The sequence below is a fragment of the Pseudomonas sp. KH_024_B2 genome, assembly GCF_057839965.1.
This window is the reverse complement of record NZ_JBYQPS010000002.1, coordinates 103,444-129,643: the sequence shown is the minus strand read 5'-3', so window position 1 is coordinate 129,643 and position 26,200 is coordinate 103,444. Positions and strand designations below refer to the sequence as shown.

Below are 26,200 nucleotides of genomic sequence, written 5' to 3'. Positions count from 1 at the left end.
TGCCTGAGTATGCCGAGGCAAGAGTGGATGGATAGCCCACTGAATTTAGATCGATCCCTGCCGCCCGAAAAGGAACTAGAGGACTCCGAGCGTACAAATGCGACCGACTGATCGCAGTTAATCAACCTCAGATCATTGGACAGCTTCAAATCACACCACGTAAACCCGCTCAACACGCTCAGTGTTAGTCGAATTTGGGCTTCGTTCGAAGATCGCGCTCGTTTCAGTCGTCGTACTTTGTCAGCTCGACAATCGTGACCACCGAGATTGCATCATCATGTTCTGGAAGCCAGAAGCCGCCCTGAATGCTCTAGGCTTCTAAAAGCCCAATCTCAGGTGTTTCATCAGGAAAGCTTTCCAAGTCATTGTTCTAGCGTAAGTGACTGAAAAACACATAAACCACTGATAATTATCATAATATTTGCATAACTTTGAATCTGTGCTTGGCTTAGACATGTACCAAATGTCGACTCCATTCTGAGGGAGCTGCACCTGATGAAAAAACCACCACTGCGTCAAGGTATGGTCAACGGGCTGGTGTTCGAGGTGGTTCAAACCTTGGAGGCCGTGAAGGCACATGCCGAAATCATTGCCGACGTTACGCAAAGCGATCGAGCCAAGGCATACGAAGCAGCTTTCCAAATTGCTATTCAAGGCGGCGGAGCAGAAGACCACATCCGCAGCCGCTATGAGGGCCTGAACTGTGCGGAAATTGCAGAAACATTGGCCAACCAACCTCCTCAGCCAGCAACGCCCGCCCCCGCAGTCCCACCGAGCGCGCCTAAACTGACTTTGGCAGGGGAAAAGTCTTAGGAATCCATTGAGATGGGCTTATTGCCTTACTCCTATCTCATCGCACAAGCCAGGCTGCTCGATTGAAATCGGGTAGTCTGGCTTTTTGATTGCCCCCATTAGGGTAAGCATGAGGAAATGCCTTGTGCGGGTAATGCAGGCATCCACTGATGCGCTCAGCACCTGCTGCAAGTGGAGCGCGCAGGCCGGTACGGCCGAAGGCGTGAAGGATGGAAGCCCGAAGGGCCGAGACTCGGCGGTACGCCGAAGCTCGGTTCACGACAGCCTGCCCGCGCTCAGCGGCTCGCCATCCCAGTTAAATCAGTCAGCTCCTACGGCTTGATTCTGTACTGCCACCGTTGTGGGTCGAACGCAGCGTGCTAACCCACTGCCCTCCGACAAGGCTGCCAGAAGACCCGCACCTCTCACAAGTTTCCAGAGGAAGCCTCTCTGCCAAATCAACCGCTCCACGACAGTACGAATCATCACCGTCGTAAAAGAAATGGAGCTCGCCAAATTTAGATTTGATCTGCTCAATAGTCACCGGCGCAACATCACCTCGCCCCAAGGTGTCACCGGTATACGTGAACCTTGCGGGTCGCTCTAGTCGTAACTCTCTAGCTGGTGAGGTTCTTAGATCTAGATCTTCCAGATCTTGATTGAGACAATCTTGGTCTTGAAGACCTCACACCCTGCGATACGATTTCGCCCATTGACGCGTGGACGATTTAACGCTTTGGCCGGCTTGAACGAAGGGAGCGGGATGTGGCTTCATCCAAACCTTCCAAAAAACTCGACATCATGGTGGATGATATCGCCCCCAGCTTGACCAGACTCTCTCGAACAACCATCACGTCCACTGGACTTAGGGCCAAACTTACCAAGCGTCCGAATTGCTGCGGTGAGGGAGGCAACGTTCTGCGAACGCAATAGTCATGGCGCCCCAAGTAAACGATTTCTGCTTGTGAAACCATACCGCTCACCCATCCGATCAACAGCAAAGCCCCCATCCGCTGATACGGATCACTGTCATTCAATCCGAACACGATGCGCTCATGCAGATTCAGGTTCACTTTGCACAGAGGTTGTTGAGTGCGTGAAAACCCGGCTGATGCTATCCCACCGGGTGCAAACACCGTTCGCTTCGCAAGCAGCAGTCCGTACAGAGTTTCCACCCCTTCGTTGAGGGCCTGCCCTACCACCAGAGACTCAATCCATTGCTGTACGCGTATTGTGATTCCCGCCATCCGCCGATCAAACAAAGAGTGCTTTACTGGCCGCTCCTCTCTGGAATAGAGATAAGCGTCCCAGATTCGTCTTTCGGGGGTAAACGTATCTCGAGGCCTCACCAACACGCGTTGGTGCTCAACGCAGTATGCGCTGGTCGTGTAACACCAAGATTGGCGCCAAATGGGAAACCCTGTTCTCCGCATGCTTTCTTTTAGACATGTGGAGCAGTAGGCGTGCCGGTAATGGATGTGAAGTAAACGAGACTGCCGGGAGGCAAATAGCTGCTGCAACAAAACCCCATCGGTACCATAGGTACCACGCATGACTTTGAAAAGTTCAGTGGCACAATCAAACTCAATGTCCTCGAATTCAGGGAAAGGCCACGACTCCACTATGCCGGGAACAACCCGTTTGGGGATAGAAAGGCCTCGATTAATTGCCTCCCGAAACAAGTGAGGGTTCCGGAGCCTATTGTGGGCAAGCCCCCGCATCACCCAGGAAAGCAGCGTTTCTCCTAGAACGAAGCGAGGCGCTGCCCCTGATGAGAACTCGTCGAGCACGTCAGAAATCCCACATGTTACGCAGACATTCAACTGGCAAAGATGCACAATCGTTGTAGCTGGGGTTTCGCGCTAGTGTCTGGAGGATCTGAATGAGAGCGCCACTGGCGCCATGAGATCTATCTAGAAGACCCTTGATAAAATCGTCATTGAGCAACTGAGATCGTTTGAATCCACATGCCACCCCAACCCTTGTAATGAAGATTCGGAACTGTTGGTCATCCTGCCACAAGCCGATGTCTACATAGCGAGCCTCCTTAGCAACGACCTTTTTCAGATCCCCGTCTAAAATATTGGGCCCAGACACAGCCAATATCTTAAGATTTTGAAATCGCCGTAGCAGGGCCCCGACTAAATCAATAGAATTATTTCGTTGCTCCGCACCGCCGCCAAAGTGAACACGTGCATCGTCGAACACTAGGCGAAACTCTCGACCACCGATCAGATCCTCAAGTGCATATTCGACATTCCGAAAAGCCATAAAATGACTGCTCAAGGGAAGACCCAAAGCTGCCGCGAATGCCGAGTAGACGTTGCCATATGCCTTAGTAAACCTTCCAGGCACATAAGCAGTATAGACTCGTGCCGAGTCGGCATTTTTAAGTAGCCTCAAGGCAACTGTAGTCTTTCCTGTACGGGCCTCTCCGCCCAAAATAGTGAATACGTTATCAGAAAAGCCTCGCATGATACCCTGCTGTGCTTGATACTGCTTCGGACACAGTAGATACTTCATTCGTCAACTTCTGATGGGAGTACGCGGGTATTCCATTTCGACCGATTAGCGGCCTGCAAGCACTTAAGAGTAATCTTTTCATCCCCCCATATTACTGCCAAACAGGCCGCAGCTCGAAGTAGAGAGCATATATTTCCAATTATGCCCGATGTGACCCCATAAATATAATCGGCGATTGGCTTAGAGGAAAGATGCGATTTCTTAGCGAGGGGGACGATTTCTTCCCAAGTATCCAAGAAATTAAGATACTCTGCATCTGTTTTAGACCACGGAGTAAGTTCGTAAAGCTCAAATCGGCGTACATACTGGGCGTCAATTGCGAGCGCATTGAGAGCCTCATCGATACCGAAAACGAAAAAACTGAGATAAGCAGGGGCCCCGCATAACCCTCGCAAAAGGGAGAGAAATGTATCCTGCTCACCCTTAGAAAGCCCCTTGATAGAGTCATGGAACTCATCCATAAATACACCGCGAATATCGTTAGCGATGCAGTATTCGGCTACCATACTAATAGGAACTCCACCTTTCCCAGGATCCACACCCAATGCCGACAAGAGCTTCGCCATAGGCTTAGTTTTTTCAGTGTCCTTGACAAAGGTGACATATCTAACTTTATGGCGCCATGAGGCATCCATCCCCCTAACCGCATTGCAAATTGTCGTTTTCCCATGATTAGAACCGGCGGACACCACTAAGCATGGAGCCTCCATACTGCCACGTACGATGCTAAGCATATTATGAACGATGTTTGAAACGGTGAGTAAATGCTCTGTGTCGACCTTGATGTCTTGCCGGATGATCTGGCAGCGCTCCTCATCTGACAAGGCCAATGCATAACGCTGACTCTCATGCAAATGTTCTCCAACCAAAATCAATTCTCCCACTTCAATTTTTTACGAGTTTGATCAGCACTAAGTTCTTTGGTTTTCCCCTGAAGCAAATGCCCTTCCCCGCCATAGGAAAGAAAAGACATAGTTTCAGCTGCCGCAACTTTCTTGGCGACGTTTTGCCGAAGTCGTTTAGTAGTGGCCTTTGAATTTTCCACTAACTCATAGTTCTCCAAACGAACTTGGTGCAACGCCTCGTCCACAAGTGTTCCTGGACGACGGTCGCGAGGTCGTGAAAACGCCCAGTATTCGCTATATGAGACTGGTGTTTTCGTCAAATCAGAATAAGGAATTTCATGATACCGGCCATCTTGGCGCAACCATATTTTCGAAAGGTTCAACGGGTTATACTTAAACGAAAGTCGTGACCCAACGAACCTTCTGAGTATTGCCGAAGAGTAGAATGACCTACTAAACTCGACACCCTTTGGTTGCACCGTTCGTATCACACTTGGAAAGAAGTCAAGAGCAAATGTTTGAAAGTTACCCGGCATAGGAGGTACGTAACCTGGCCCCTTCTTGGCCATCTCCGCATCCCAAACCTCGAACGGAGCAAGTCTATTCAACCCTTCATGAGCACGCCCATGATAAATGGCCACTTCATTTGCGAACCACTCACAAAATGCTGAAAAGGTCATGGCCGAATGCTTGGCAGAGTCGTAGTCTGCTTTCTTCAGCACGTTAGAGTAGGTAGTACCTGGCAGAAGATGCACCTTCCCCATCAGCGTACCAATGATCCTTTCAACGTGCCCTCCATAATGCTTTTTACCAACAGGCCGCAGCAAAATGAGGATTTTGTAGAATTGAAGGGTGGCTTCGAGTTCTGGGCTAGTGAATTCCGCGGCGTTATCCATACCTAATGCAAGAGGCAATCCCCAAAACCTATGGCGAGTGTTCTGACCACCACCAAGTGCGATCGGAAAGTCTTGCTTGGGAAAACAGGCAGACAGCATCGCCATGGCAACGCTAAGTGAGCTAGGCGGATGGAGGGCAAGATAGTAACCAAGAATAATGCGACTCTTGAGGTCGATAACTACCGTCAGCCAAGGCCGCATGAGTGGTCGTCCATTCTCGTCGCAGATAATTACATCCACCCGTGTATGGTCGATTTGAACCATGCTAAGTATGGTATCTACATTAATCATCCCTGGCTTCAGATCAAACTTTTGAAGCATCGGCTCTCTGCCGTGCAAAAGAGAGTAAACGGTTTTCGGCCCGAACGATTCAAGCCTTCGCCTTAGAGCATTAAGACTCGGAGTTGTAACCCCCATGGTATGACATAGAGAGTCGACATATTCCCAAAGCGAAGAAAACGCCTCTAATTTTTTTGTTTTATCATTAAGTCGTTTCGATATTGCTTTCTCCATGATTTTCTCTTGAATATCAGAAAGCAATCGTGAATTTTTTTTACGCCCCCTGACACTTCTAACAAGCGAAACAGCACCAAGTTCTGGGTCATATCTCCGCAATAAACGTCGAATCGTTGTTTCTGATGAGCCGAGCTTCTCGATAAGCTCTGCCCGCGTAACTTTACCCTGAAGGTAGTCATTAATATTTCTCGCTCGATCCGAAGCAATAGCCAACTCTTTGGGATTGACTTCAGTTTGTTCCAGCCAGATCAAACGGCGATCGTTGTATAACTCGTGTTTTTCTTGATCGACCTCAACCAGCTTTACCTGAGTAAAGAGCACATCAAAGGATTGCTCACTTTCCAGGCTTTTTAGGGTGATGTTGCCGTCAGTTCCACGAGCTATTACTCGATATACATTTTCCTCAAAACTAACTAAGTTTCCTTCGACGATGGGTTGCAACATAAAGGCTCGGCACCGACTGGTTGAAATTCTGGGTGCGCAAGCATAGCTCTATGACCACGAAGCTTGTCAACGGTCATATAATTGACGTTAGGTATCAACTAATTTTGTTTTAGGCGTTGACTTATATTACGTTTATTGACGAAGGGCTTGAGCTAATATTGGGTAAATTGACACTAAGTTTAAAAATATCGCATAAATTGACAAGCTCACTCTTAGCAACAAATGAGCCAAGCACCTGTAAGCACCGAATTCACGACTCATGGACTATTATTTTATATTGCTTTCCACTCCTCCCATGAAGTGTCAATATATTCAATATCTACAGCTAAACTGAATAAAATTTAACCCTGGACTCTTTAGATATGAACCGCGTTCACGTTGGAGAGGAGAATTCTTGAAGCAGTCCCGAGTCAATTGTCAGCCTTGTAAGAGTTTCTTGGGTTTTGCGACCCGAAATAACCGACAAGATAATGACACTATTCCATAAACTGGAGTCTGATATGAGGCTCCGGCGGCAAAAAGTTTGGATTTTTGAATCAGAAAAGCTGCTTTTATTTTTCAAAAGCGAGCCAAGTCAGTCTATCAGAGCGCTTGCAATCTCAGCCCGTGAGCCACACTCCGCCTTCAATGGCATAGCAAGGGGGTAACTAGCCCCTTCCTCCTTTCGTAGCCAACTGAGGTTAAACGTCGACGTAACGTGTCCTCCAATGCCCTATGGGGATTACAGAGAGCTTTGCCGGGCGCTGACCATCGTTTACGAGGCATGTATCCAATTTGTTGCCGTTTACAAGGCTGTAGCTGAGGAGTCGCTGCCGATTGGAGTCCTCTGTGATACCCCGTGTTAGTAAACGCTCCTTTAGCAACAGCTTCGCGAGGGGAAACAGGAAGCGATCGTTCTGAACTTTTAGAACTGGTATATTTCTATAGGCGTAACGGGCTTAAACTTTTAAAAAAAATCACTACAAATCAATAAGTTGGATGTCATTACCGGATCCCGGACGAAGCGATTATTTGAGCTACCCCTGCATATAGGGGCTATGACTGCACTCCTTTTAAAATGATCAAATGCACTATTGCATATCGGCTTTCAGGCATTTTTAAAAGTCAGAATCACTAGAAGCCACGGCTTCTATGGGCTTGAGCGTTTAACCACTTTTAAAGGAGGGACACAATCTCCATGTTCTCGGTCCGTGAATTATTCCAGCAGCAGCTTGGTGCCAACAGATTTAGCGCTTTCATCGATTACATTTGTTGTTTACCACTGGACGCGCCTAAAGCAACCGTCTTCGATTCGCCAGCAGTCAGTTGAACGCCAACATTTAAAAGTTAGACTGGATCGCGAGTCGACATCTAAAAATTATAGTGGGCTACAGATCGCATGGCAGCTCTAGCACGTACTTTCAGAAATCAGCGTCCATGCTGCGCCATTCGAAAATCATTGACGTTAAAAGTCAGAATCACTCAGATTTTTGAGAAATTTGGGAGATCTTGCAAAGCATCCTCTAATCTCAATACCTAACCCGACTAATCTCTGCGAGCTCATTATGATCATTCTCACGCCCAACCCGACTGACCCGGGATCAGATGTCCTTGCAGATTCGGTTTCCCCACAGCAGCACATCGTTGGTTTGAAAAATCACTTCAAGTCGAGCCCTCGTGTCACGGTGAAGCTTGATCTCAAGGATTTGCTAATTGAACAGGTATTGCTGGATTTAATGAAAAAAGAGATGGGTAATCAATCGTTTCGCATGGACAACCAGGGATCATTCAACGGAAAAGTCGTAGACGTTTTGAGACTATTCAAGGAGTTTCCTGCTGGCGGCGCCAAAATCACGTTTCCACAATATCAATACTGCGAAGAGTCGTGCAGAGTAACCCTAGTTGTAGATCCCTATGACAGTGGCATTGTCATGGAACGGATTATAGGCCACTACAAAGAATGCAACTTGGGAACACCTATCTCGCTGAATCACCTTGCAGCAAACCTAGAGTTCTCGAAAAAAGACACGCAGTATTTTCCCAGAGCATCACCCTATCAATTCTTCAGGCGAGACACTATTACACTGACATGGCCATGGGACGTCACGGCAAAACATCCCGGAGAACTGATTTGTAACGTTCTGCTATACAAGGCCGGTCAAGACAATTCATTGCACCAGAGAGAAACCGCTTGGCCTACATTCAAACCGCCATCAATCAGAATGGACGTCCGCCCAAAGCGATTGAGCGTTTTGGAACACTTTTCGGCTCTGATCATGCACCCCTATGCCCTAGGGATTTTTACGGCCGTTGTAGGTGGTCTGATTCTTCATTTTGGGTTTGGTATTGGTTGAGTTGCTATGAGCTTAAATGCTGAATTTTTAAAGCTCTAACAAATCTAAAATTTCAGATCCGAGGATTTGAAGCCCGGTTTCCATGCTGGTGAACTCATCGATCCTGCCGATAACTCTGGCATGAGCGTTATCGAGTCCATTTTTGACGCCGATCAGTCCAACCGTCAGCGGCAAACCACGTTCGTCGAAGGACACCTGGCACCGAATCAGCCGGTAAACCTCGCCGTCGCGCGCGCATTGAAGGTAAGCCCCTTCCCCGAACCCGGCCTCTCCCAAGATCTGGTATGAGATTCCTTGCATGATATGGGGTCTTGAGACCAGGAAGCTAACGACGTCATCCCGGGAAAGATTCTTTGCTTGCTCCCACCCTTCTGGATCTACTGATCTCAACAGCGCCAGAAGCTCAGCTCTCAACCGCTCCACGTACGCCATTACCCTCTCCATCTCGAACTCATTACTCGACTCGCTGAAAAACCGTCATAGCAATAAGGCCCTTCCCGTCAGCGGTCGGTCGAGTGGTTATATGCCAGCCCGACGCCGTGCCAAGATTTCTCACACCCTTTTGCTGCTCACCATACCGGCGAACCTTGTCTTTCTCCTGCTTCGCAGTCAGCACTTTTACCCTATCCGCCTCCCGAACAATCCGTGTCAGCCTCGAAAAAACGTTGTCGAGCTTACACTCGCCTTTCGTTTCATCCAGGTACTCGATAACGGCATGGTACGTGAGGTAGATGCGGCCAAAGGTAGGATTATCGACGAAAGGTTGTGGCGGTGGCTCCCCGTCCCATCTCACGCAGATACCTGGATGCTCCTCCAACACCCACGCCTCCCCTTTCTCGACAGAGATGTTGTCCAAGCCGAGGAGTTGTGTCCGGAGAGCGTACGCGTATTGGTAGAGCTCTTCTTTTGAGCTGGTCACAAGCAGGAGACGCTTTACAGCGCCACGGGAAACCACGAGCTTCAAATTACGTGAGGTTCGATTTGACCCAGCGAGCTCCAGCCAGATCAGGCAGCACCAGGCGCTGTACAGTTCTACAAAGTCCAGGGCATTTGGCCCGAGGTCTTTTGAGACATGGACATCCACAGTGCGGAAAAAACGATCGTCGCCATTGAACTTGACCTGGTACAGGCCTGGCGTATCGGTTGTTGAGGTGCTGAGCTTGACCACTTTGAATGTCATTGTTCGGATCTCGATTGCGATGCTTGAAGACTCGCACGTCTTACTGGAATGCAAGCGGACGATTCTACCCGACTCCTGATCGATCTCATGGCCATAAAAAAAGGGCCAGCTAAATTAGCCGGCCCTTTTGGTTTCTTGCACGCGGTCGCTAGCGACAATCTTTTCGAGAATGTCGGCAGCCTCCATTATGTATGGCCCTTCAAAGATGACGTTGAGTCCATCTTGAAGGGCCTTTGCATGGGCCATGATGTACCGACGCGACGCCGGTACCCGGTACCGGCTTACCAACAGCAATCGGTAATCCCCTGCGCTCCCACTAAAACCGCTGGGCGGTGAGAATGGATCGAGGGCATTAGCGCCTGGCGAGGTGACAACACGCACTGGGTCATATAGATAAGAGGTGACGCTCATCAAGCCGCCCTCCTCATCTGTGGAAACCCCATGCATCCAAGCTGCACCAGCACATCATTCCAGTCGACCGACTTTTCGCCTTCCAGCAGCGGCAATGACGGAGTCAGTATCTGAGCTTGGATACCCTTCTCCCAGAGACGCTTTTTCAGGTTCATGCCCGCCTCTTCGCCGCGGCCGGAACGGTCTTTGTCGATCCAGATCCTGACGCGTTTAGTGCGAGGGCCAGGCTCGAAACCCTCCAACAGCGTTGCATTCACCAGCGAGTGAACCTGCACTGCGAAGTTGGTACCGGTTTCTATAGCCCAAGCTGTTTCCAGCCCCTCACAAACATCAATTTCCTCCTTGTCCCAGGCCCCAACGAAAATGCCACCGCCAGTAACCAGCCTGTCGGTAGGATACATGCACATTTTCTTGGCACTTTGGACGGGAGCTTTCAGCCCCTTCGGGGTTAGAAAGTACCGGTGGAGCGTGATGGGAAGCCCTGCCTTTGTAACTTTCGCGACAATGCCGGGAAAATCACCTTCGAACTCACCATCCTCGTTGTAGCTCGAGAGGCTCGGATGAAACCGAACCACCCTTTCGACGCCCTCACGATCCCAACAGAGAATCTTGCGGCTGGCCAAGTACAGACGGGCCGGCTCAGCATCTGGGTGCGTAAGTGGAAGGCTGCCCTTCCATAGCTCATTGAGTTTCTTGCTGTGATAGAGGTTTGAAGCAGCCTCTTTTTCCTCAAGCTCTTTGCGACGAGCTGCGAGCGCCTGCTCGTTGGCCCGGTTTACCTTCTCCTGCTGATTCTCATCTTCAGTCGAGCGGATCCCCAGAAAGTCACCAACGTCGGCCACAGCATCTGCAAATCCGTAGTTCTTCACCCACATCAGCAAGCTGAATCCATCGGGGTATGTTCCACAGGTGTTGCACATGCCGCCGCCGGAGTCTTGAAAGTCCTTACGGAAGAACTTGAATCCATCGCCGCCACGACCAGCCACCCCATGGACAGGGCACTTCGTGTGTCGACCTGGCTTATCAAACGCTCTGGAATCGATCTCAGGGCACAAGTCCCTCAAAATCACATCCCAGCCTTTAAGCTTCGCCGCATTTCGTACAACTTCGGCTTTCAAATTTCTCATAGTGCACCTCCAGGTAAGCCCAACTCGGGACTTCCCCAAGCCACCGAAACGGGAGCTTGGGGAAGCCCCGAGCCGGGGGAATAGGACACCTGAAGGAACTCCACCCCTTGAAGGGGGCAAAGCCCCCCAGGGGATGGTTAAGCTGCTAACCGCAACCGCGGTTTCATCAGCTTCAAATAGGTATCGCGCGCTTCGGCAATCGCCTCGCGCACAACATCACGTGTGTCTGTACAGAGCCCCTTGATCGAGGGATTACGACTGACCCCGTAGATATCAAGCTCAGCCAGTTCAGCGATATCGTCGCCATCATCATCAAGCATGGTGACAGTGACTTTGAGGCTGAAACATTCGATCTCCCCATCCATGATTTGCTGGATAGTTTGGTCGAGGTATACGAGCTCCTCCTCCGTTTCAAAGACATCGAAGTCATCCGAGCACTTAAAAACATCAACCCGGAAGTTGGCAGTTTGAAAGGTCCGCAGCTTTGTCTTCTCTGAGACGTACGCATCGAGGAGCTTGTACCCTCGGTGCGCAAGTTCCGCGCCGGTGGCGACAACATCATCGGCAAGCGCAGAAACCAGTCGATGAAGAGCAACTTTTTGAGCGGGTCCACCTAGTTCATCAGCCGGAGTGAGCTCGACGTAAACTGGATCGATGCTCAGGGAGGTCGATCGCTCATGTACGTAGCGCATTCCAGAGTCCCGGGTAATCTCCAGCTTTTCGGGTAGCACCAGGCCATCCCAAACAGTCGAAGAAACATCCGGCACAAGACGCGAAGCAAGACGCTTCACATCCAACTCACCAGTGAAGCTGGCACCATCGCCCTGACAACAGCTCAGCGAAAAATGGACGTCTTCAGCTGGGTAGCCGTTTAACACCAAGTGGCGCTGCATCAGGGTTGTGATTGCACGGTTAGTAGACATATATGGACTCCAGTAATTGGAGCCCACCGCCCCTAACGGGGCATGTAGGCCCCGATAGGGTTAGGTGAATCAGTGGGGTTGCTTCGTTCGAATTCGAGTGAGAAAGACATCCCAGGCCAGATGGCCGTGGGAAACCACCTTCCCATCATCCACCAGCACACGGCGCTTGCCGGTGAAGCCGGTGTCGATGGCGAAAGCAGTCTTGTCTTGAGCTTTCGGGTATCGAGCGAGCAGTACACGCAGCGCTGCATAGTGTCGAAGTGCAAAGGCACGGCGAACAACGTTCGCGATACCTCCACAGCGCGACACGGCTTCAGCTTCGACGCCACGTGTCAATGCTTCAGCCTCACCGGTAGTGAGGGTCATCGTTTCACGGAGTAGCGCGACCAGACGGGGGTAGGACTTCATTTCTTGGTCCCATCCTTCTGTTTGATCGGCAAGCCGCAAATGTTGCTCATCATGCTGACAAAGCTTTCATCACTGAGAGCCTCTTGATAATGAGCAACCCGATTTTGGGCGTGGGGCTTTGCAGGTGTTGGAACGGGCTTCTGTGCATTACTCATACACGTTGCTCCATCTTCACAACCAGGTCACCCCGCGTCACATACGACCAGCTACAGCCGAAGGATGATGACGCTCCAATCAGCTTTGCAGGCGAAAAAATCATAGATGTACCTCCAGAATGGAGGTGAGATGCCAACCCCGAGTGGGGAAGGACCCCACCAGAAAGGTTGGAACAACGGTGTTAAGACAGGCTTAGACCCAATGTCCGGCGAGAGCCAAGCACAGGGCCGTGTGAATCAAATTACGTCAAACACGAAGTCGACGATGATGATCACGAGATTCAGTAAGTCAGACATGTTGCACCTCAATTTTAGTTTTAGTGCAAGGTCTCCCCTACAGGGAGAAATCCCTGCAGGGAGTGAAAGCCAGAGTGGCCAAGTTGATGCTGCTTTAGGGACGCGCAGCTAACGCCATCTCCGATCGCAACAGAGCGATTGGAAGAATCTTTGCTTGGGAAAACTGGAGCTTTCCGAAACAACCCTTGAGGTCGGTCGGTGGCCTGGTGGCCGAGAGGATGCTGATAACAGCTGGTTGAAATATAGCACCCGGAATTTTGAGATGGAAGCAGGGAGGTGTCCCCCCCCTGCTCCAATCACCTACGCACGTTTCTGAACCATCTCGTCCCTCATCGCCCGGAGCAAGTCCAGGTGATAGGAGCGAAGCTCTGAAGCAGCAATCGTTGAGCATGCCGCCGAGATTTCGTGAACCAGTTGAATGAATTCACGAAGATGCGCCGTGGTGGTGATCCCGCGCTCACAGTAGCTGGCTTCTATCTCTTGCTGAGTAACGTCAACTTGAGACGCCAGGTAGAGAGGACGGTCCCTCCTATCCAGTAGCAGAACTTCCGTAACCCCATCATGGCCACCTTTAGGAAAGAGAGCCGCTTTTCTGCGTTCGATGATCTCGTTGAAATGCGAGAGCACCAGCGCTGGGTTACTGGAAATATGAGAAACCGGAAAATTGTTCATGAAGCCTCCAACACGAAAGTCGAGGCCTCTCCCCTATCGGGAAAAGGACCCGACGGGGTTTGCTGCTTACGCAGCGTTACGCCACAGATGTGGCATGTAGGATCACCAGGATGCTTCGACTGCGTCCATCATGATTTGCAGTCGCACCAGCGGCAGCTTCATCAGCCACGCCCTGGATTCAGTAGTGTAATTCGCCAGCAAATTCACCAGTCGACCATGCTCCTCGAGCTCAGCGTACGTGGCGACCTTTGCCAGACGCATCCTGCATTTAATTGAACGGAACTCGTCGCGCTCAATCGTCGTCAATAACGTCACCTCATCACATTCAATACCGTTTGAGCGCATGCGCTCCATACGCAAAGGAAGTGACTGAGCGACCTTATCGAACCCAGCTGCTACGAGCTGTTGGGAAATGTTCATGTTGCCTCCGATGATTAGAGACAACATTCCCGATCGGGAGCGATTGTCCCAATGGGTTGAATGGCGAGTGCCAAGTTGATGCTGCATAGAGTTGCAGCTGACTATCGTCCTGGAAACGCATTGTTCACAGGTGGATTCGGTTGAGAGACTCGCCTCGTTAGAGGAGGTTCTCCAAACCGAACACTCTCCCCAGACCGGGAGAGATTCGGAAGTGCCCCTCTTGCGAGGGGCGAGGACAGCAGTTAAAGACCTTTATTCGCTTGGTTCCTGACTTCCTTAATCGCTCCAACGAGAGGAGCGAAAAAGATCGCCGGCGCAGCTTTCGCGGCAACAACGAACTCAGCTTTGAAACCTTTGATGAAACCTACAAGGTGTTTGCGAATCATGGTCAGCTCCTCGCGTTACATGAATTCAGCATATACCTTGATCGGTCTCTGTTCAAAGCGAATTAGGCCGCTTTTGGGGTCCCACCATCAGAGTCACGAGACTGCAGCTTTCGCCACTGACCGATGACTCCAGAAATCGCCCCACGAACAGGAGCAAAATAGATGGCGGGGGCCTGCTGAGCTGCCTTCACAAACTCAGATAAGCAGTGCTCAACCAGTGTGCTTTTATTACCGCTATTAATGGCCATTTTGTCTCATCTCCTTGACTGCAGCCCAGGACGTAAAGCCCAGGAACGACAGAAAGGTAAGCGCATCGACCACCAGGATCGCGTGCTCAAGGAACGTAAGAACGCTAAGCGTGAACTCAGCGACGTGATACTCACGAAGCTTGTGGACTAGCCATCCCAAAAAAACGGAAGGCGTGGCAATTATTATGAAAATGCCGGAACCCACAACCGTGTGAGCCAAGAAATGCACCAACGGTGCATACCAGGGTTTTTGATGCGGAGAGCTTTTTTGGTTCTCCATGAGGGACACTCCTTTTGTGTGCGGGAGGCCCTACCCCGCAGGGATAGAAGCTCCCCGCGGTTGCTGGATTGCTGAAATTAAGGGATCAGCTGCACCTTTACTCCATAGTCCTAAATGGACTCAACGCGAACACGAATCCCATTACGGTCATCGTGAACAAACACTTCTTCGAACACCCTGCAGGCGTCAGCCAACGGAGATGATTGTTAAGCCATCTGGACAGTTTTCAGTTGTGCGTCCAGAAGCTTGCCATTGTGTTCGAGCCAGTTGCGAATTGCTTCGCACTGGTCGAGATCAAAGCCAGAGTTTTCCCCCATTCGAACAAGGTTAAGAATGATCTCTGAGGTGTAGTTCTCTTCAACAATTCCGGCGAACACGAACCTTGTTTTGGGGATGGTCTCAGGAGCCCTGCCGGAAAGCGATTCGAGCTCATCACCGTGATTGGTAAACAAGTCTTCGAGCATCGCAACCTTGGCGTGTAGGACAGGGCAACTCTGTGAGAACTCAGGTTCAAATTTGGTGTGAAAGTGTCGCACCAGCCCATCGATCAACTCGACAATGTCGGGCAACCCAGCCTGATAGTCCCGGATAAAGACACGAGCCTCTACAAAGGCTCCATACTCGCAGCGGCTAATGACGACTCTCTCGCCGATCTCGATGTTGTTGTCACTCCCCTCTGCATACATTGCTTGCGCAGCTTTTGCGAAAGGGTTTGTGCTTGAATCAACACCAAAATGGTTTTGGCAATCAGCGAACGTCAAACCTGCGTTAACAGCGACCTTGAGTAGGTCCAACGGCGATGGCGCTGCTGACTTCAGAAGGTCCAACCGTTCGTTTCCGATCAGGGTGGTTTGATTATTCATGTCGTGCTCCAAAAGGAACCGGGCATGTCCCCAGCGCGGGGTCATGTACCCGGCGGGGTTTGATTGAGAATTTAAGCCTCAAGGCCGAAGCCTCTCAGCGTAGTCATTGAATCAACCACCCGGGGCTTAGCCCCGAGTGGTGATCAGCCCTCACCGTATAGTGAGGGGCCGCGACCACCAACTGATGCGATGGTCGCTAGATGGAACAGGAAGGCTACCGGTCTCGCTTCGTTACATCGCCGGTTATTTTTTCCGTGGTGGTACTTAGCAAATCCCATAACGCTATAGCGGGTGCCCAAAAGCCTTGAAGGGTTTCTTGTACGCCGCGCTTGAAGCCACGAATGAAGGCATTCATAGCCATCTCCAATAGTTTTTCCTGTTTGCAAAAGGGGATGCTCCAGGCCGCCCCGTTAGTGACGGTTCAGGCCAGAAGAGCCTTGCTGGCGTGGTAGGTCGAATAGATCGTCCACCAGCCCAAGAACACGCAGTCGCTGTACAAGATCACATGTTCCAAGAGTTTCAGAACGGGGACCAGGTCCTTACCGGCCTCGAAGCCCCCCACCCAACTGGTAAGGGTCGAGATCAAAAGGCTCGCGAACACGAGCAGGGAAAAGAAAATGACTCCCATGACCAAGTGGCCAAGGAACTCACCAATGATGCCAAGATTTTTTTTCATAGGTTTAACTCCGGGTTGAGGCGGAGCTAACCCCCGACAGGGAGCTAAACCCCGCCGGTTTGGTTTTAATGCTGCAGTAGTGCAGCTGCTTTCAAATCGAACCAACATTGGTTCGAGTGAAACCGCTTGAGCAATGCTCTTGCCAAAGCGGTCTCTACACCGCCCCAGGACTTCCCAGGGCGGTGCGAGACGAATCAGGCAGCCAGCCGGTAGGTACCAGGCGAAACACGCTCAAAGAAGCGCGCGTCCTGGACTACCTGACGAACTTTTGCCTCCCAGTGCTGATTTGACCGTGAACCTGCGTACGGCGCGATCAGCTGGTTTATCTCTTTGAGATGGAGGACCTTGCCACCTTGAAGGATGCGACGTATCGCGGCCCGCCATGTGGTGCCAACCCATGACGCAGCACGCTTGTCGACCTGCGCAAGAAAGAACAGAGAGTCCTTGTTCTTCTTGAAAATCAACAGCTTCTCGTGGGCAATTTTGACGATATTGCCTCGATACTCCCGACGATCAGAAACGCAGTTGTGCTGGATCTTGATAATTTCATCAACAAGCCGACCCGGTGCCACCCGTTCGACGAGCGATGACAAATTAAAGTACTGACCTTGCCGACGGAGATTGCCCATGAGGATTCCGTAGTGCCCGTTTTTTTCGACGGCGTCATGAATGTTCATGATGGAAAGCTCGAGCGCCTCCGTGAACTCGGCCAGTGCCATTCGGCTCATGTCCCATTTGTTTGGCTCCCCCCAGACCTCCCCGCTGTAGACCAGCATTGAAGCATAGGGTGCATGCCACCAACAGGTGTGGGCCTCTTCTCCAAGGTAGGTCCGCATGTCGTCCAGCAACAGGTTTGTGCCTTGGTGCAGGTCGGTACCCTTGAACCGGATACCGAGCTCGTTTGCGACGTCGACAGAGGTTCCGCCACCGATACTGGGGTCAAACGCAAGACCATCCTTTCGGGTGTGATACGTCCCAAAGAAATCCCGTACGATCGCGCCTGTGCAGTTACCGCGGTAGCGGCTATCCCCCCAATGACCACGGTCCGGATAGCTAACAACTGAGGAATTAAATTTCATGGTACGTCTCCGATGAGGTGGCGCACCACAACCCTACCGGGATGTGATACGCCCGATGGGTAGAATTCAGATCTGACCGTTGTCGCACAGGCTGTAGCACTGCTTGCCAACGATAATGTGGTCTATGAGCGTCACCTCCACAAGCATCAAAGCCTGCTTCAGAGATGCCGTCATGGAGAGGTCCTCCGGCGATGGGCTGCAATCACCACTGGGGTGGTTATGCGCCAGAATCACCTTTGGCGCATTGTGCTGCAGTGCGCGCTTGGCAACCACGCCAGGATGGACACTTACATGCTGATGGCCGCCGGCGAATACCTCCTCAAACGCGATAAGCCGATGCTGGGCATCTAGGTAGGCCACGCCAAACACCTCCCGGTCTTTCTCGCCCAGCTTGAATTTGAAGAAGTGCCGAGCACGATCCGGACTATCAAAGCGAGCACCCTTTGCAAATCGCTTGTTGATGATTTCGTTCGCGGCCTCGATGATTTCATCGGCCGTGACGGTCTCACCGAGCAATTGAAAAACGTTTGAGTTATCGGATGTTTCGATAAACATGGTGGTGCCTCCAGAGATTGAGGAGGCTCTCACCCCAGCAGGGGCAAGAAGCCCCTTTAGGGATTGTGATTGCTGGTAAACCACCAACTGGGCATCTCACCACCTGACATCAGGGGGTGAAGAATCAATTGCTTTCGCAAACTTAGCTTGGGAAAGCAGTCGAGAATCGGGAGGGAGTCAAAAAGAGGTGCTGAAGGGTCAGCTGTATGACGGAGCATTCGGTGGAGATGCACGGTGAATATACGACAAATTATTCCAACCTGGTAGAGCGAGAACTTCGACCGCCCCAGTTTTGGGACGATCGAAGAATCGCTGTGTTAGGCCGCCATATAGCGGTCTGGGCTGAAAACTTTGGCGTGCCGTTCGTAGTACTGAAGCAGGTCGTTAAACCTTTCCGTCCTCTCCCTGACACTGACAAAGTGCGCAGTCGCCGTGGGTGCCTCATTGCGCAGAAGCTCAAGTGAATTTCCATCATCGAGCTCCCACAGAAAAATCGTACATTCAGAGGTCTTCGCAGTCCCCTTTCGCACGATTTTACGACTACCCATCATCCGCGCTGCCTGGCAAATTACATTCATCACATGGCACCTCCGATCGAGGCGAACACGTGCCCCTGACGGGGAACCTGCCCGCCAGGGTTGATAAATAATTACAGCGATATCCGTTCAAGCGAGACTTACGATCTCGCATCAGCGGTGACCACCAACACTGAAACGGCCAAGCATTGCCTTAGTGCCGTACGCCGTCCCCAAGAGGCATGTCGCCCCCTGGGGAAAGTTTTGGACACCTTGCCTACACCAACATCGCAAGCTCGGTCTGCTGACCACTGATGTACTTCGGTGGAAGGTGGGTTGAGGCATCGATTCCCATATGACATACCGGACCGATTCCACAGATTCCGCCCCCACAGACCTGCATGCAGTAGCTGTCGATCCCCTCCTCCTGGAGAGCTGTGTAAACAGGATTGATGACCTGATTAGTCAATGCCATACCCAGCGCCCAACCAACCGCCTGAAACACGGGATAAACGACCGACTGACCGAGGACTTCATGGGCAGTCGTTTCTGACAACCCTTCCACCATAGATGGCGGAATCCCTTTCAAACGTGCGTGCTCGGTAGCGGTGAACAACCTGCTGAGCTCTGACTTGGACGGGTCAGGATGCTGCAGAAATGGCTCTGTACTCCGTCCTTTGAAATAGCCACGCCCGACAGTCCCAACCGAGGTGCTGTCGGCTGTGACTAACTGACGCTTGAAACCCTTGCCAGCCGCAATATCTCGCTCCTCTTTTGCCGCGAGATACTCGTAGCTTTTCCACCGGGGTGAGTCATCAGGTATTTCCTCGAGGATATCGCCGACTTTTACTGGCTTAACGTCAGTGGGCGTCGGAAAGGTAAAGCCCTCCCCAAAGCCTTTTGTTATCGCAACAACCACCATCCGCTTCCGGTCTTCTAGCACTCCGAAATCAGCACCCCTGAACACCGTTTCATGCAACACATATCCCAACGAAGTCAGGACACTGCGAATGACGGTCATTGATACCGAGTCCAAGTATTCAGGCACGTTTTCGATGATGCAGATCGCAGGGTTAGAGGCCTTTACGAAGTCCAGAAAGTCGATGAACAAGGTACCTGCCGAGGAATGCTCCTCCGCGTTCTGTATCTTGTTCTTCGAGCGGCCTGAGCGGCTGGCCCCGGTGCAGGGGATCCCGGCGACCACGCAATCTAATTGCGGCACGTCGCCCGACAAGGTGAGGTCACGAATGTCAGTATTGATCGCGATAGATTCTTCGGTCCAAAGCTCTGGATTGTTACGTAGCGACGCATCCAGGTAATTTGAATCGACCTCAACGCCGACTTGTATGAAAGACGCAACACCCGCGACCAACAGGCCTGAGTGCAGCGCTTTATCAATGATGCCGCTCCCGTGATAAAGCGAGCCCTTCGCCAGCGCCACCTTCTCAGTGAGCTTGCGTTTAATACGCTCTACTCGCTCCTTGATCTTGAGGTCGATCTGCAGAGCAGTTACGACAATGCGACCACTTCGAATGGCAACACGAACCTTCTCGCAGCCTTCAAAGAACTTCTTTAGCAAATCGGTGCGCACCTCCAACAGAGGCGTGACGACACCGTTGCGTTCACGTTTAGAAACAGTGAAGGAACCCGCTTCCATCGTCTCGCCGGAGACCGGTACCAACTCGAGGCGCTTGGATGCTTCATTGCTTCGAAGCAGGTACTTAGCACCAACCTTTACGCCGGCATGAACGAGTTTCTGGCCTTCAAGCCAGAGGCGCGCTACACCGCCCTTTGCCTCGCCAATCGTTGTGTTGATTACTGTAGTCATGGTGGAACTCCAAGTGATTGGAAGCACCACCCCCACTGGGGATGAATGCCCCCAGGTGGGTTTTAAGTTTGAGTGCTGGTGACCACCAGCTGGGTATCTTGGCTACTCACATGAGAGGCCAAAGAATGCTTGTGACTGAGTCTTGAACAGTGTCACTCAAAAGCATTCTGAGGATGGCCGACCCATATGGGCCGGCACCTCACAATCAAACGATTGCCTTAATGTCCTCCAAGAAATCCTTGGGGTTCATCTCGACGTTAAGTCTCATGACCAGGTCGTCGACGTCGTCGTCACAGTACGACTCAAGCTCATCGTTGTTTGTACACAATGAATGCATTTCATCCGACCGTTTGAAGGGGTCACACATACCCATCTGCTGCCAGTACCGCAGAGCTGCAATGATGGTGTGCAAGTCTTCATCTTGTTGAATGAACAAAAGACCGTCGCTGGCAGACGGCGCCATGGCCGGTTCAGAAACAACAGTCTCCTGCTTAAGTATTTTCAATCGCCCGTTGGTATCTCTCACGATTTCAAGCGTGTGCTTTTCATCGTCGCCGACCCATTCGGTGTGTGAGTTGTATTGGGATCCGTTCTGGGTATCGATGACATAGTCACCGACGTTTACCGTTCCGAACCGCAAGGTCTCGATGTCACGCAAGTCTGTGGGGGTGAGATCGGCCGGAACCAAAACCACCTCTGAGTGACTTCCAATGAACATACAATCAAGGTTGACGAGAAGCTTGGATTTATTAGTCATGTCGTACTCCAGGATGAGGTACGGGGCACGCCCCATCGGGACATGGCCCCGAGTGGGTTAGATCAATTTGGCAAGCTGCGAAAAGCTGTTCAGGCGCTGCACCACTGGGGTGACATTCCGAACATTCTTTTTGACGTCGCCGTGTTCATAGACAAGATCACCGAGGTATTCGTCTCTGTAGCAATGAACGCTATCTGGGTGGATCACATCCAGGACGGAGATCACCGTTGACGGCGGCAGCCCGAAAAGTTGAACTCCAACCGGGTTTCCGTCGTTCATGAGCACCAAAACCTGAGGTCGCAGATGTTCAATCGGCGAGTAGTTGGTGACCACGGCGGCGATGTGTTCATCGCTGACCGTGCTTAGGACACAAGTAGCAGTCCCGAGGTAGGACTGCAGAGTGGACTCAAGGTCACTCAATGTCGCAAGTTGTCCATTTTTGTTGGCCAGCCAATAGAGCTCATCGGCCGTCACAAGGAACATACGGTGTTGACCAATGGCAACATCGTCATCGACCACCTCACCTAATTGCGTGACGTGGATGCTGTCCAGGTTCACAAACTCGCGTTGGCCTGCCTCGAACTTATCTAATGCCAGCCTGAAACCTTCGAACAGGTTTTTGGTGTTTGGCGCAACGGCAGTCAGCCAACGCTCATTGGAGTGAACCTTATTCGTTACGAAAACGTTATAGAGTTCATTTTCAACGGCTTGAACGTATGCAAAAACTTTCATCATGGAGCTCCGGTTAAATGCGAAGCCATGACCCCAATGCGGGGTCATGAAGCCCCGCTATGGGTTGAGTTGTGCTGGCGTGACCAGCTTGTTTTCTCGAAGACCTCAAGGCCTTCGAAGAATGGAAAGATTCTTTTCTAAAGGCCTGGGCCTTCGTAAAAAAACCAGTTATTAGGCGACAGTCACCATTTCCCGGGTTACGCCTTGAAGTCGAGGATTCCAGCAGCGCTCTACCGGCAGGCCGGCAAGCTTCACCAAATCATCGAACGCCTGCAGGGCGCACCAGCCAGTTGCAGCGTCGTACCTCCCGCCCACAAAGACAGGACAGAGGCTCGGAACATCAGTGCCGTAAACCTCAGGGCTGCCGATGATCTTGGCTACGTCTCGCTCCCACTCATCAAACAACCATCGGTTAAAGGTGGCCACGAGCTCATCGGTCAGCATTTCTGATGGGTAGGTGCTAACCATCCCAACTTTTCCGTTGACCTGTTTTACCCACTCCTCACGAGAAAGCGTGCAAGGCTGTTCGTACGAATCAGCTGCTACTCGGCATGAGAGCCGTAATGTCTGGCCAACAATTCCGTTCTCGATCAACTTGGCTTCATAGGAATGCGTCCCACGATAGCTGCTGACAAAGATGAAAATGTATTTCTGGGTGGTTTTACAATTCATGGTCATCTCCAGATTGAGCGGGACCATGCTCCCGCAGGGAACACACCCCCGCAGGTTGAGTTTTTGAATGGTCAGCTGCTGATGTTCAACCGCGACGAGGTGTTCTCGCCACGAACGCAAAAGTCAGCTGGCTGAAAATCATCGAGTTCGCACCATGGGTAACGAGCTTTTGACTCCTAGCGAACGAGTACCGCCGGAGTTGAGAGAAATGCTGGGATACCAGCTTCATTTTTACCTAGTTGCACAAGCAACTGGGTAACTGAACTGGATTTTGCCTGGGCAAAGCGCAGCATGCAACCGGGGCGTTTTAGCGCCCCGGTTCCATGATTTCACAGGTTGTTCCAACGCTCCCTATCGCAAGGAGGACCGGACCTCACGCGGCCATAAATTGACCGGCAAGTAGTACCTTGGATGTATCGATCGACATCAGTTGGCCGCAGTATTCACCGCTGCCAAAACGCACTGCGACACCGAACTCCTTAATCAGCCTTTCGTAGTGCTCAACTTGGACAGGAACAATTTCCCCATCCATGCATCGCTGCACGACGTCAGCCTGGCACGTGGACGGCAACTCAATTCGCTGGTCGTCACGTTCGTACTCAAGATCACGAAGGACCAGCGTCTCTTGATCCGGGGCACAGGCAATGATCTGCTTGCATGCGGAAGAAAGATCGGCGCTGCCTACACTCCTGCCATACCACTCGGTCAAATATTGCTTCGAGTGATAGACAACCGTGCGCCCTTGATCCCCGTAGTGGGCAATCTGACGGCAACCGCTTCCAGCCTGGCCGTTGAAAAGCCAATGAGCGTTTCGGCCCGTCTGGTCCAGGATCCCCAGAATTCTGAAGCTGTCTGTGACCTGGATGAAAGGCACAATGACTTTCTTGCCCATTCGGCCGCGGCCAACAACAGAAAAACTCCAGTAATCCGCCCCTACATGTGAAACCAATCGTAGCTTCAACCGAGACCCTGCATGGAAGAGCAGGCGTTGAACAACGATCAGAGCTTGGTTGGCATTCATGGTGTATCTCCAGGTTGGAGCCGGACCATGTCCCACAGCGGGGACATTGGCCCGGCGGAGGGTTTTAGTGAAGAACAGTTGGGTCGATTGCAATATGCTCCGGAATCCCGGCCAGAGCCCGAATGAACTCGAATTCATGCATCCGAACCCAGCCTTCTGTCTTGTCGTAGCATGCACCGACGTACACAGGGAAATGCTTGGGTGTGTAGTCAGCGTACTTCTCGGGTTGCCTCAGCATGATTTGCACCTGCTGTTGCCATTCCTCGAAGCGCAATCGATTGAACGTGGCCACGAACTCAGCCGTGAGTTTTGAAGGATCACTGTGGGTCACATAGCCGGATTGACCGTTTTCCCACCGCTCAAACTCGACCTCACTCATGTTGCAGAAAACCGGATAGCGCTCTCTGGCAACCCGGACTGATACGCGAAACTCACTGCCCAAGAATGAGCAGTCGTATTCATGCTTACCTTGATAAGACAGGCGCCAGGAGACACGTGCCCGGGAAGGCTGCGTACCGTGATTGCAAATTAAAGTCATGGGTCATCTCCGAGAGTACAGACCCATCCCCAAACGGGGACGGTGCCCGCACGGGTTATGAAAGGCCGAAGCCTATGCTGCGAATGCAGCTGGTTTTCCGCTCCAGCACATGCTGGATTGGGAAATCACATTCGACAGGTAGTCCTGTTGGATGTGATCTGGAAAAACCCATCCTTGGCATGACCAAGGATGGTTGATGCGGAAAGGTTGGCGCTAGGGTTTCGTAGCTCGGTGAAGAGAAATTGCCTCCAGCGCAACTGGATCTTCTGGAAGCAGAGCCACCCAAACCAGTCGGTTATATCGGTTGTACTCTGCACGATCGACGAGCAGTACATTGTCCGAATGAGGGCTCTCGAAGACTGAAAGCTGCCCCACAAACTTGATCGGGTGTGTCGAGTTGGTTCCAGATTTCATAGGCACTCCTATGCCTCGAGGTGCACCACATGCGTGATGCACTTGAAGGTTGTGAGATTGAATTAGGCTTGAGATCAGGCCGCAGACAGCGACACTGCGGTTGTTTTCACCCAACCCTGACCCGGCTCGTAACGAGCCGCGACCACATCCGGATATGGTTGTATGAAAGGATCATCCTCGCTGATCGTGCCGTAGCGCTCTGGCTGGCTACGTAGGCGCTCAACGCGTTCATCGTGCAGTTCCTTGCGCCATTGATTGAACGCAGTCACCAATGGCTCAGGAGGAGCTGAGCGATCCATCATGGTGACGGTGTTGATACGATCAACAACATCCCGCTCAAACTCAACATCGGACATCCCGCTGAAGAGCTCTCGCCGGCCCTTGAATGAATCGTCGCCAATTTCAATCTGGAAATACTGACCGTCGACCCAGACGTCGTGCACCCATACGCCGTTGAATCTAAGACGCTGGGCAAACTTAATATGAGAGCTATCGGTGATTTTCAATTTCATTTTCTGACTCCTGGAATTAGCAGGGCCAGCCCCAAGCGGGACTGCACCCCGCAAGGGTTTGTTAAAACGTCTATGGAGCTGCGTGTAACGCTGTGAACATGACCCTAGCGGTCAGCACACACCGTGCGGACCATGCGATCCACGACTTCACTCTGCTCCGCTGGGTGCAGCGATCGGAATCGCAGATCCCAATGCTCGGCGGCGTATTTCATTACATCGCTGATTTCCCCGACCAGAACCGCATTCCCCGGCAAACTAACCGTCAGACAGCCCCCTGGGAGTGTGTCGGGACCTAGCTCCTGTGTTTCCACGACCAGGTTCATTGGAACCATGCCCAGCTCACGAATCAAACGCTCCGCACCATCACGGGTAGCTTCCGGCGGAATGCCGAACTTGCCACCACCCGGGTAGGCAACGCACATGTGGTGTACAGGTGCACCGCGAAGCATGCTTCGATCCACCAATGCACGTTTACCGCTCGCGGCAGTAGCCCCGCCATAGACAGGCCCTGTCGCGATATCAATCGACTCAAGGTCGATCCTCACGTTGGCAGTGCTGCCGGATAGGGGCCAATCACCCTCATCTGGAATCACGTCGTAGACGACCAAGGCCGATTCAAGCTCATCCATTACAGAGCCCATGTTCTTGCCTGCACGGTGCAAAAGCACTGCCTGCGCGGCATGATCAACAACATCTGAAACGCCTGCAGCAGCCAGATTCACCACACGACTTGCATAGGGCTCACCATGGCGATCGAAGATCGAAAGGGAAACTTCAATCGACGGCTGATTGAGCTCGCATATTTGATCACGAAATGAATTCACCACCTTTGAAAGCGCTGCCACCTTCACAGCGTCAACAACCGTCAGCTCATCACAGCAACCTGTGTTGTCAGCTGAAGTGACGAGACCGTCAGCAACAGTGACGAATTCATTGAGGACGTCGTGCAAATTTTTCAATTCATTGGGAATCAGAACTCCCAAGGCAGCAGCCTGCGTAAAAACCGACTGCAGCATTTTAAAGTTGGGCATGGATATCTCCGATTGGAAGTGAAGCCATACCCCGGAGTGGGGTATGAAACCCCACTGGGTGTTGAGTGCTGAATATTCAGCTTCAGTGCGCCAGATCATTCCGGCACAAAGAATCTTCAAACGAGAGGGCACAATCCCTTTGGTTTGAAGA

At 51.6% G+C, this 26,200-nt stretch carries 29 protein-coding genes; 2 read left to right on the top strand and 27 right to left on the bottom strand.

Annotated elements, in window-relative coordinates; all coding sequences use genetic code 11:
• The first annotated feature begins 495 nt into the window (after window positions 1-495).
• Entirely contained in the window at window positions 496-813 is a 318-nt protein-coding gene (locus AC3I0A_RS27875) for a hypothetical protein (RefSeq protein WP_489378764.1), read from the top strand.
• Window positions 814-1,520: 707 nt separating this feature from the next.
• Here AC3I0A_RS27875 and AC3I0A_RS27870 read toward each other — a convergent pair.
• Genes AC3I0A_RS27870 through AC3I0A_RS27855 form a run of 4 tightly spaced genes read right to left on the bottom strand, consistent with a single transcriptional unit; the run spans window position 1,521 to window position 6,016 of the window.
• Window positions 1,521-2,582, bottom strand: coding sequence for a TniQ family protein (locus AC3I0A_RS27870; protein ID WP_371259799.1), 1,062 nt, complete (start codon window positions 2,580-2,582; stop codon window positions 1,521-1,523).
• A 1-nt stretch (window position 2,583) separates the two neighbouring features.
• Window positions 2,584-3,315, bottom strand: a complete 732-nt coding sequence (locus AC3I0A_RS27865) for a P-loop NTPase family protein (RefSeq protein ID WP_053159483.1) — start codon at window positions 3,313-3,315, stop codon at window positions 2,584-2,586.
• A complete protein-coding gene (locus AC3I0A_RS27860; RefSeq protein WP_256220648.1) occupies window positions 3,312-4,199 on the bottom strand; it encodes a TniB family NTP-binding protein in 888 nt (295 codons plus the stop codon). Before AC3I0A_RS27860 ends, AC3I0A_RS27865 begins: the two co-directional genes overlap by 4 nt.
• Window positions 4,187-6,016, bottom strand: coding sequence for a Mu transposase C-terminal domain-containing protein (locus AC3I0A_RS27855; protein ID WP_053159481.1), 1,830 nt, complete (start codon window positions 6,014-6,016; stop codon window positions 4,187-4,189). Before AC3I0A_RS27855 ends, AC3I0A_RS27860 begins: the two co-directional genes overlap by 13 nt.
• Before the next feature lie 1,544 nt (window positions 6,017-7,560).
• Here AC3I0A_RS27855 and AC3I0A_RS27850 point away from each other — a divergent pair.
• Window positions 7,561-8,349, top strand: coding sequence for a hypothetical protein (locus AC3I0A_RS27850; RefSeq protein ID WP_050682290.1), 789 nt, complete (start codon window positions 7,561-7,563; stop codon window positions 8,347-8,349).
• Window positions 8,350-8,376: 27 nt separating this feature from the next.
• On the opposite strand, the gene AC3I0A_RS27845 is transcribed toward AC3I0A_RS27850, so the two are convergent.
• From AC3I0A_RS27845 to AC3I0A_RS27735, 23 genes are all read right to left on the bottom strand, one after another.
• Window positions 8,377-8,781 carry a hypothetical protein gene (locus tag AC3I0A_RS27845; protein WP_156320489.1) on the bottom strand — a complete coding sequence of 135 codons (405 nt, stop codon included), beginning with the start codon at window positions 8,779-8,781 and terminating at the stop codon, window positions 8,377-8,379.
• 22 nt (window positions 8,782-8,803) lie between these two features.
• The gene (locus tag AC3I0A_RS27840) at window positions 8,804-9,529 is read right to left on the bottom strand and encodes a hypothetical protein (protein WP_489378762.1); all 726 of its coding nucleotides are present in this window, start codon (window positions 9,527-9,529) and stop codon (window positions 8,804-8,806) included.
• 114 nt (window positions 9,530-9,643) lie between these two features.
• Window positions 9,644-9,940, bottom strand: a complete 297-nt coding sequence (locus AC3I0A_RS27835; RefSeq protein ID WP_050682293.1) for a hypothetical protein — start codon at window positions 9,938-9,940, stop codon at window positions 9,644-9,646.
• Window positions 9,940-11,067: a DUF7146 domain-containing protein gene (locus AC3I0A_RS27830; protein WP_050682294.1), complete on the bottom strand. Its 1,128-nt coding sequence runs from the start codon at window positions 11,065-11,067 to the stop codon at window positions 9,940-9,942. Before AC3I0A_RS27830 ends, AC3I0A_RS27835 begins: the two co-directional genes overlap by 1 nt.
• Before the next feature lie 137 nt (window positions 11,068-11,204).
• Complete coding sequence (locus tag AC3I0A_RS27825) at window positions 11,205-11,990, bottom strand: hypothetical protein (protein ID WP_050682295.1); 786 nt, start codon at window positions 11,988-11,990, stop codon at window positions 11,205-11,207.
• Between the two features lie 69 nt (window positions 11,991-12,059).
• Entirely contained in the window at window positions 12,060-12,398 is a 339-nt protein-coding gene (locus AC3I0A_RS27820; RefSeq protein WP_231669716.1) for a hypothetical protein, read from the bottom strand.
• Complete coding sequence (locus AC3I0A_RS27815; protein ID WP_156320490.1) at window positions 12,395-12,553, bottom strand: hypothetical protein; 159 nt, start codon at window positions 12,551-12,553, stop codon at window positions 12,395-12,397. The genes AC3I0A_RS27820 and AC3I0A_RS27815 overlap by 4 nt, the downstream gene beginning before the upstream one ends.
• Window positions 12,554-13,150: 597 nt before the next feature.
• Complete coding sequence (locus tag AC3I0A_RS27810) at window positions 13,151-13,522, bottom strand: hypothetical protein (RefSeq protein ID WP_050682297.1); 372 nt, start codon at window positions 13,520-13,522, stop codon at window positions 13,151-13,153.
• Between the two features lie 102 nt (window positions 13,523-13,624).
• Window positions 13,625-13,942 (bottom strand): hypothetical protein, encoded by a 318-nt coding sequence (locus AC3I0A_RS27805; RefSeq protein ID WP_050682298.1) that lies wholly within the window; start codon window positions 13,940-13,942, stop codon window positions 13,625-13,627.
• Window positions 13,943-14,184: 242 nt separating this feature from the next.
• Complete coding sequence (locus AC3I0A_RS27800; RefSeq protein ID WP_155943744.1) at window positions 14,185-14,328, bottom strand: hypothetical protein; 144 nt, start codon at window positions 14,326-14,328, stop codon at window positions 14,185-14,187.
• 237 nt (window positions 14,329-14,565) lie between these two features.
• Window positions 14,566-14,856: a hypothetical protein gene (locus AC3I0A_RS27795; protein ID WP_050682300.1), complete on the bottom strand. Its 291-nt coding sequence runs from the start codon at window positions 14,854-14,856 to the stop codon at window positions 14,566-14,568.
• Window positions 14,857-15,062: 206 nt separating this feature from the next.
• A complete protein-coding gene (locus AC3I0A_RS27790) occupies window positions 15,063-15,719 on the bottom strand; it encodes a hypothetical protein (protein ID WP_489378760.1) in 657 nt (218 codons plus the stop codon).
• Between the two features lie 421 nt (window positions 15,720-16,140).
• Entirely contained in the window at window positions 16,141-16,395 is a 255-nt protein-coding gene (locus tag AC3I0A_RS27785; RefSeq protein ID WP_050682302.1) for a hypothetical protein, read from the bottom strand.
• A 194-nt stretch (window positions 16,396-16,589) separates the two neighbouring features.
• Window positions 16,590-17,474: a DNA adenine modification methylase gene (locus AC3I0A_RS27780; RefSeq protein WP_050682303.1), complete on the bottom strand. Its 885-nt coding sequence runs from the start codon at window positions 17,472-17,474 to the stop codon at window positions 16,590-16,592.
• Between the two features lie 66 nt (window positions 17,475-17,540).
• Complete coding sequence (locus AC3I0A_RS27775) at window positions 17,541-18,029, bottom strand: JAB domain-containing protein (protein WP_050682304.1); 489 nt, start codon at window positions 18,027-18,029, stop codon at window positions 17,541-17,543.
• Between the two features lie 792 nt (window positions 18,030-18,821).
• A complete protein-coding gene (locus AC3I0A_RS27770) occupies window positions 18,822-20,372 on the bottom strand; it encodes a DNA cytosine methyltransferase (RefSeq protein ID WP_489378758.1) in 1,551 nt (516 codons plus the stop codon).
• A gap of 205 nt (window positions 20,373-20,577) precedes the next feature.
• Window positions 20,578-21,129, bottom strand: coding sequence for a hypothetical protein (locus tag AC3I0A_RS27765; protein WP_273878231.1), 552 nt, complete (start codon window positions 21,127-21,129; stop codon window positions 20,578-20,580).
• Between the two features lie 57 nt (window positions 21,130-21,186).
• A complete protein-coding gene (locus AC3I0A_RS27760) occupies window positions 21,187-21,861 on the bottom strand; it encodes a hypothetical protein (protein WP_050682308.1) in 675 nt (224 codons plus the stop codon).
• A 171-nt stretch (window positions 21,862-22,032) separates the two neighbouring features.
• The gene (locus AC3I0A_RS27755; protein WP_273878230.1) at window positions 22,033-22,533 is read right to left on the bottom strand and encodes a hypothetical protein; all 501 of its coding nucleotides are present in this window, start codon (window positions 22,531-22,533) and stop codon (window positions 22,033-22,035) included.
• 373 nt (window positions 22,534-22,906) lie between these two features.
• The gene (locus tag AC3I0A_RS27750) at window positions 22,907-23,554 is read right to left on the bottom strand and encodes a hypothetical protein (RefSeq protein WP_273878229.1); all 648 of its coding nucleotides are present in this window, start codon (window positions 23,552-23,554) and stop codon (window positions 22,907-22,909) included.
• Between the two features lie 64 nt (window positions 23,555-23,618).
• On the bottom strand, window positions 23,619-24,092 hold the full coding sequence (locus tag AC3I0A_RS27745) for a hypothetical protein (protein ID WP_273878228.1): 474 nt from the start codon (window positions 24,090-24,092) through the stop codon (window positions 23,619-23,621).
• Between the two features lie 488 nt (window positions 24,093-24,580).
• Window positions 24,581-25,018 (bottom strand): hypothetical protein, encoded by a 438-nt coding sequence (locus AC3I0A_RS27740; protein WP_273878227.1) that lies wholly within the window; start codon window positions 25,016-25,018, stop codon window positions 24,581-24,583.
• Window positions 25,019-25,122: 104 nt separating this feature from the next.
• Window positions 25,123-26,049: a hypothetical protein gene (locus AC3I0A_RS27735; RefSeq protein ID WP_273878226.1), complete on the bottom strand. Its 927-nt coding sequence runs from the start codon at window positions 26,047-26,049 to the stop codon at window positions 25,123-25,125.
• Window positions 26,050-26,200 lie beyond the last annotated feature (151 nt).

What these genes read in the sequence shown, in the direction of transcription:
- AC3I0A_RS27765 (WP_273878231.1), bottom strand. Translation starts at nt 21,129, where the DNA reads ATGACTAATAAATCCAAGCTTCTCGTCAACCTTGATTGTATGTTCATT.
- AC3I0A_RS27780 (WP_050682303.1), bottom strand. Translation starts at nt 17,474, where the DNA reads ATGAAATTTAATTCCTCAGTTGTTAGCTATCCGGACCGTGGTCATTGG.
- AC3I0A_RS27845 (WP_156320489.1), bottom strand. Translation starts at nt 8,781, where the DNA reads ATGGCGTACGTGGAGCGGTTGAGAGCTGAGCTTCTGGCGCTGTTGAGA.
- AC3I0A_RS27795 (WP_050682300.1), bottom strand. Translation starts at nt 14,856, where the DNA reads ATGGAGAACCAAAAAAGCTCTCCGCATCAAAAACCCTGGTATGCACCG.
- AC3I0A_RS27735 (WP_273878226.1), bottom strand. Translation starts at nt 26,049, where the DNA reads ATGCCCAACTTTAAAATGCTGCAGTCGGTTTTTACGCAGGCTGCTGCC.
- AC3I0A_RS27745 (WP_273878228.1), bottom strand. Translation starts at nt 24,092, where the DNA reads ATGACTTTAATTTGCAATCACGGTACGCAGCCTTCCCGGGCACGTGTC.
- AC3I0A_RS27805 (WP_050682298.1), bottom strand. Translation starts at nt 13,942, where the DNA reads ATGAACATTTCCCAACAGCTCGTAGCAGCTGGGTTCGATAAGGTCGCT.
- AC3I0A_RS27815 (WP_156320490.1), bottom strand. Translation starts at nt 12,553, where the DNA reads ATGAGTAATGCACAGAAGCCCGTTCCAACACCTGCAAAGCCCCACGCC.
- AC3I0A_RS27825 (WP_050682295.1), bottom strand. Translation starts at nt 11,990, where the DNA reads ATGTCTACTAACCGTGCAATCACAACCCTGATGCAGCGCCACTTGGTG.
- AC3I0A_RS27850 (WP_050682290.1), top strand. Translation starts at nt 7,561, where the DNA reads ATGATCATTCTCACGCCCAACCCGACTGACCCGGGATCAGATGTCCTT.
- AC3I0A_RS27855 (WP_053159481.1), bottom strand. Translation starts at nt 6,016, where the DNA reads ATGTTGCAACCCATCGTCGAAGGAAACTTAGTTAGTTTTGAGGAAAAT.
- AC3I0A_RS27865 (WP_053159483.1), bottom strand. Translation starts at nt 3,315, where the DNA reads ATGAAGTATCTACTGTGTCCGAAGCAGTATCAAGCACAGCAGGGTATC.
- AC3I0A_RS27875 (WP_489378764.1), top strand. Translation starts at nt 496, where the DNA reads ATGAAAAAACCACCACTGCGTCAAGGTATGGTCAACGGGCTGGTGTTC.
- AC3I0A_RS27755 (WP_273878230.1), bottom strand. Translation starts at nt 22,533, where the DNA reads ATGAATTGTAAAACCACCCAGAAATACATTTTCATCTTTGTCAGCAGC.
- AC3I0A_RS27830 (WP_050682294.1), bottom strand. Translation starts at nt 11,067, where the DNA reads ATGAGAAATTTGAAAGCCGAAGTTGTACGAAATGCGGCGAAGCTTAAA.
- AC3I0A_RS27835 (WP_050682293.1), bottom strand. Translation starts at nt 9,940, where the DNA reads ATGAGCGTCACCTCTTATCTATATGACCCAGTGCGTGTTGTCACCTCG.
- AC3I0A_RS27740 (WP_273878227.1), bottom strand. Translation starts at nt 25,018, where the DNA reads ATGAAATTGAAAATCACCGATAGCTCTCATATTAAGTTTGCCCAGCGT.
- AC3I0A_RS27800 (WP_155943744.1), bottom strand. Translation starts at nt 14,328, where the DNA reads ATGATTCGCAAACACCTTGTAGGTTTCATCAAAGGTTTCAAAGCTGAG.
- AC3I0A_RS27840 (WP_489378762.1), bottom strand. Translation starts at nt 9,529, where the DNA reads ATGACATTCAAAGTGGTCAAGCTCAGCACCTCAACAACCGATACGCCA.
- AC3I0A_RS27750 (WP_273878229.1), bottom strand. Translation starts at nt 23,554, where the DNA reads ATGAATGCCAACCAAGCTCTGATCGTTGTTCAACGCCTGCTCTTCCAT.
- AC3I0A_RS27810 (WP_050682297.1), bottom strand. Translation starts at nt 13,522, where the DNA reads ATGAACAATTTTCCGGTTTCTCATATTTCCAGTAACCCAGCGCTGGTG.
- AC3I0A_RS27785 (WP_050682302.1), bottom strand. Translation starts at nt 16,395, where the DNA reads ATGAAAAAAAATCTTGGCATCATTGGTGAGTTCCTTGGCCACTTGGTC.
- AC3I0A_RS27770 (WP_489378758.1), bottom strand. Translation starts at nt 20,372, where the DNA reads ATGACTACAGTAATCAACACAACGATTGGCGAGGCAAAGGGCGGTGTA.
- AC3I0A_RS27790 (WP_489378760.1), bottom strand. Translation starts at nt 15,719, where the DNA reads ATGAATAATCAAACCACCCTGATCGGAAACGAACGGTTGGACCTTCTG.
- AC3I0A_RS27820 (WP_231669716.1), bottom strand. Translation starts at nt 12,398, where the DNA reads ATGAAGTCCTACCCCCGTCTGGTCGCGCTACTCCGTGAAACGATGACC.
- AC3I0A_RS27775 (WP_050682304.1), bottom strand. Translation starts at nt 18,029, where the DNA reads ATGTTTATCGAAACATCCGATAACTCAAACGTTTTTCAATTGCTCGGT.
- AC3I0A_RS27760 (WP_050682308.1), bottom strand. Translation starts at nt 21,861, where the DNA reads ATGAAAGTTTTTGCATACGTTCAAGCCGTTGAAAATGAACTCTATAAC.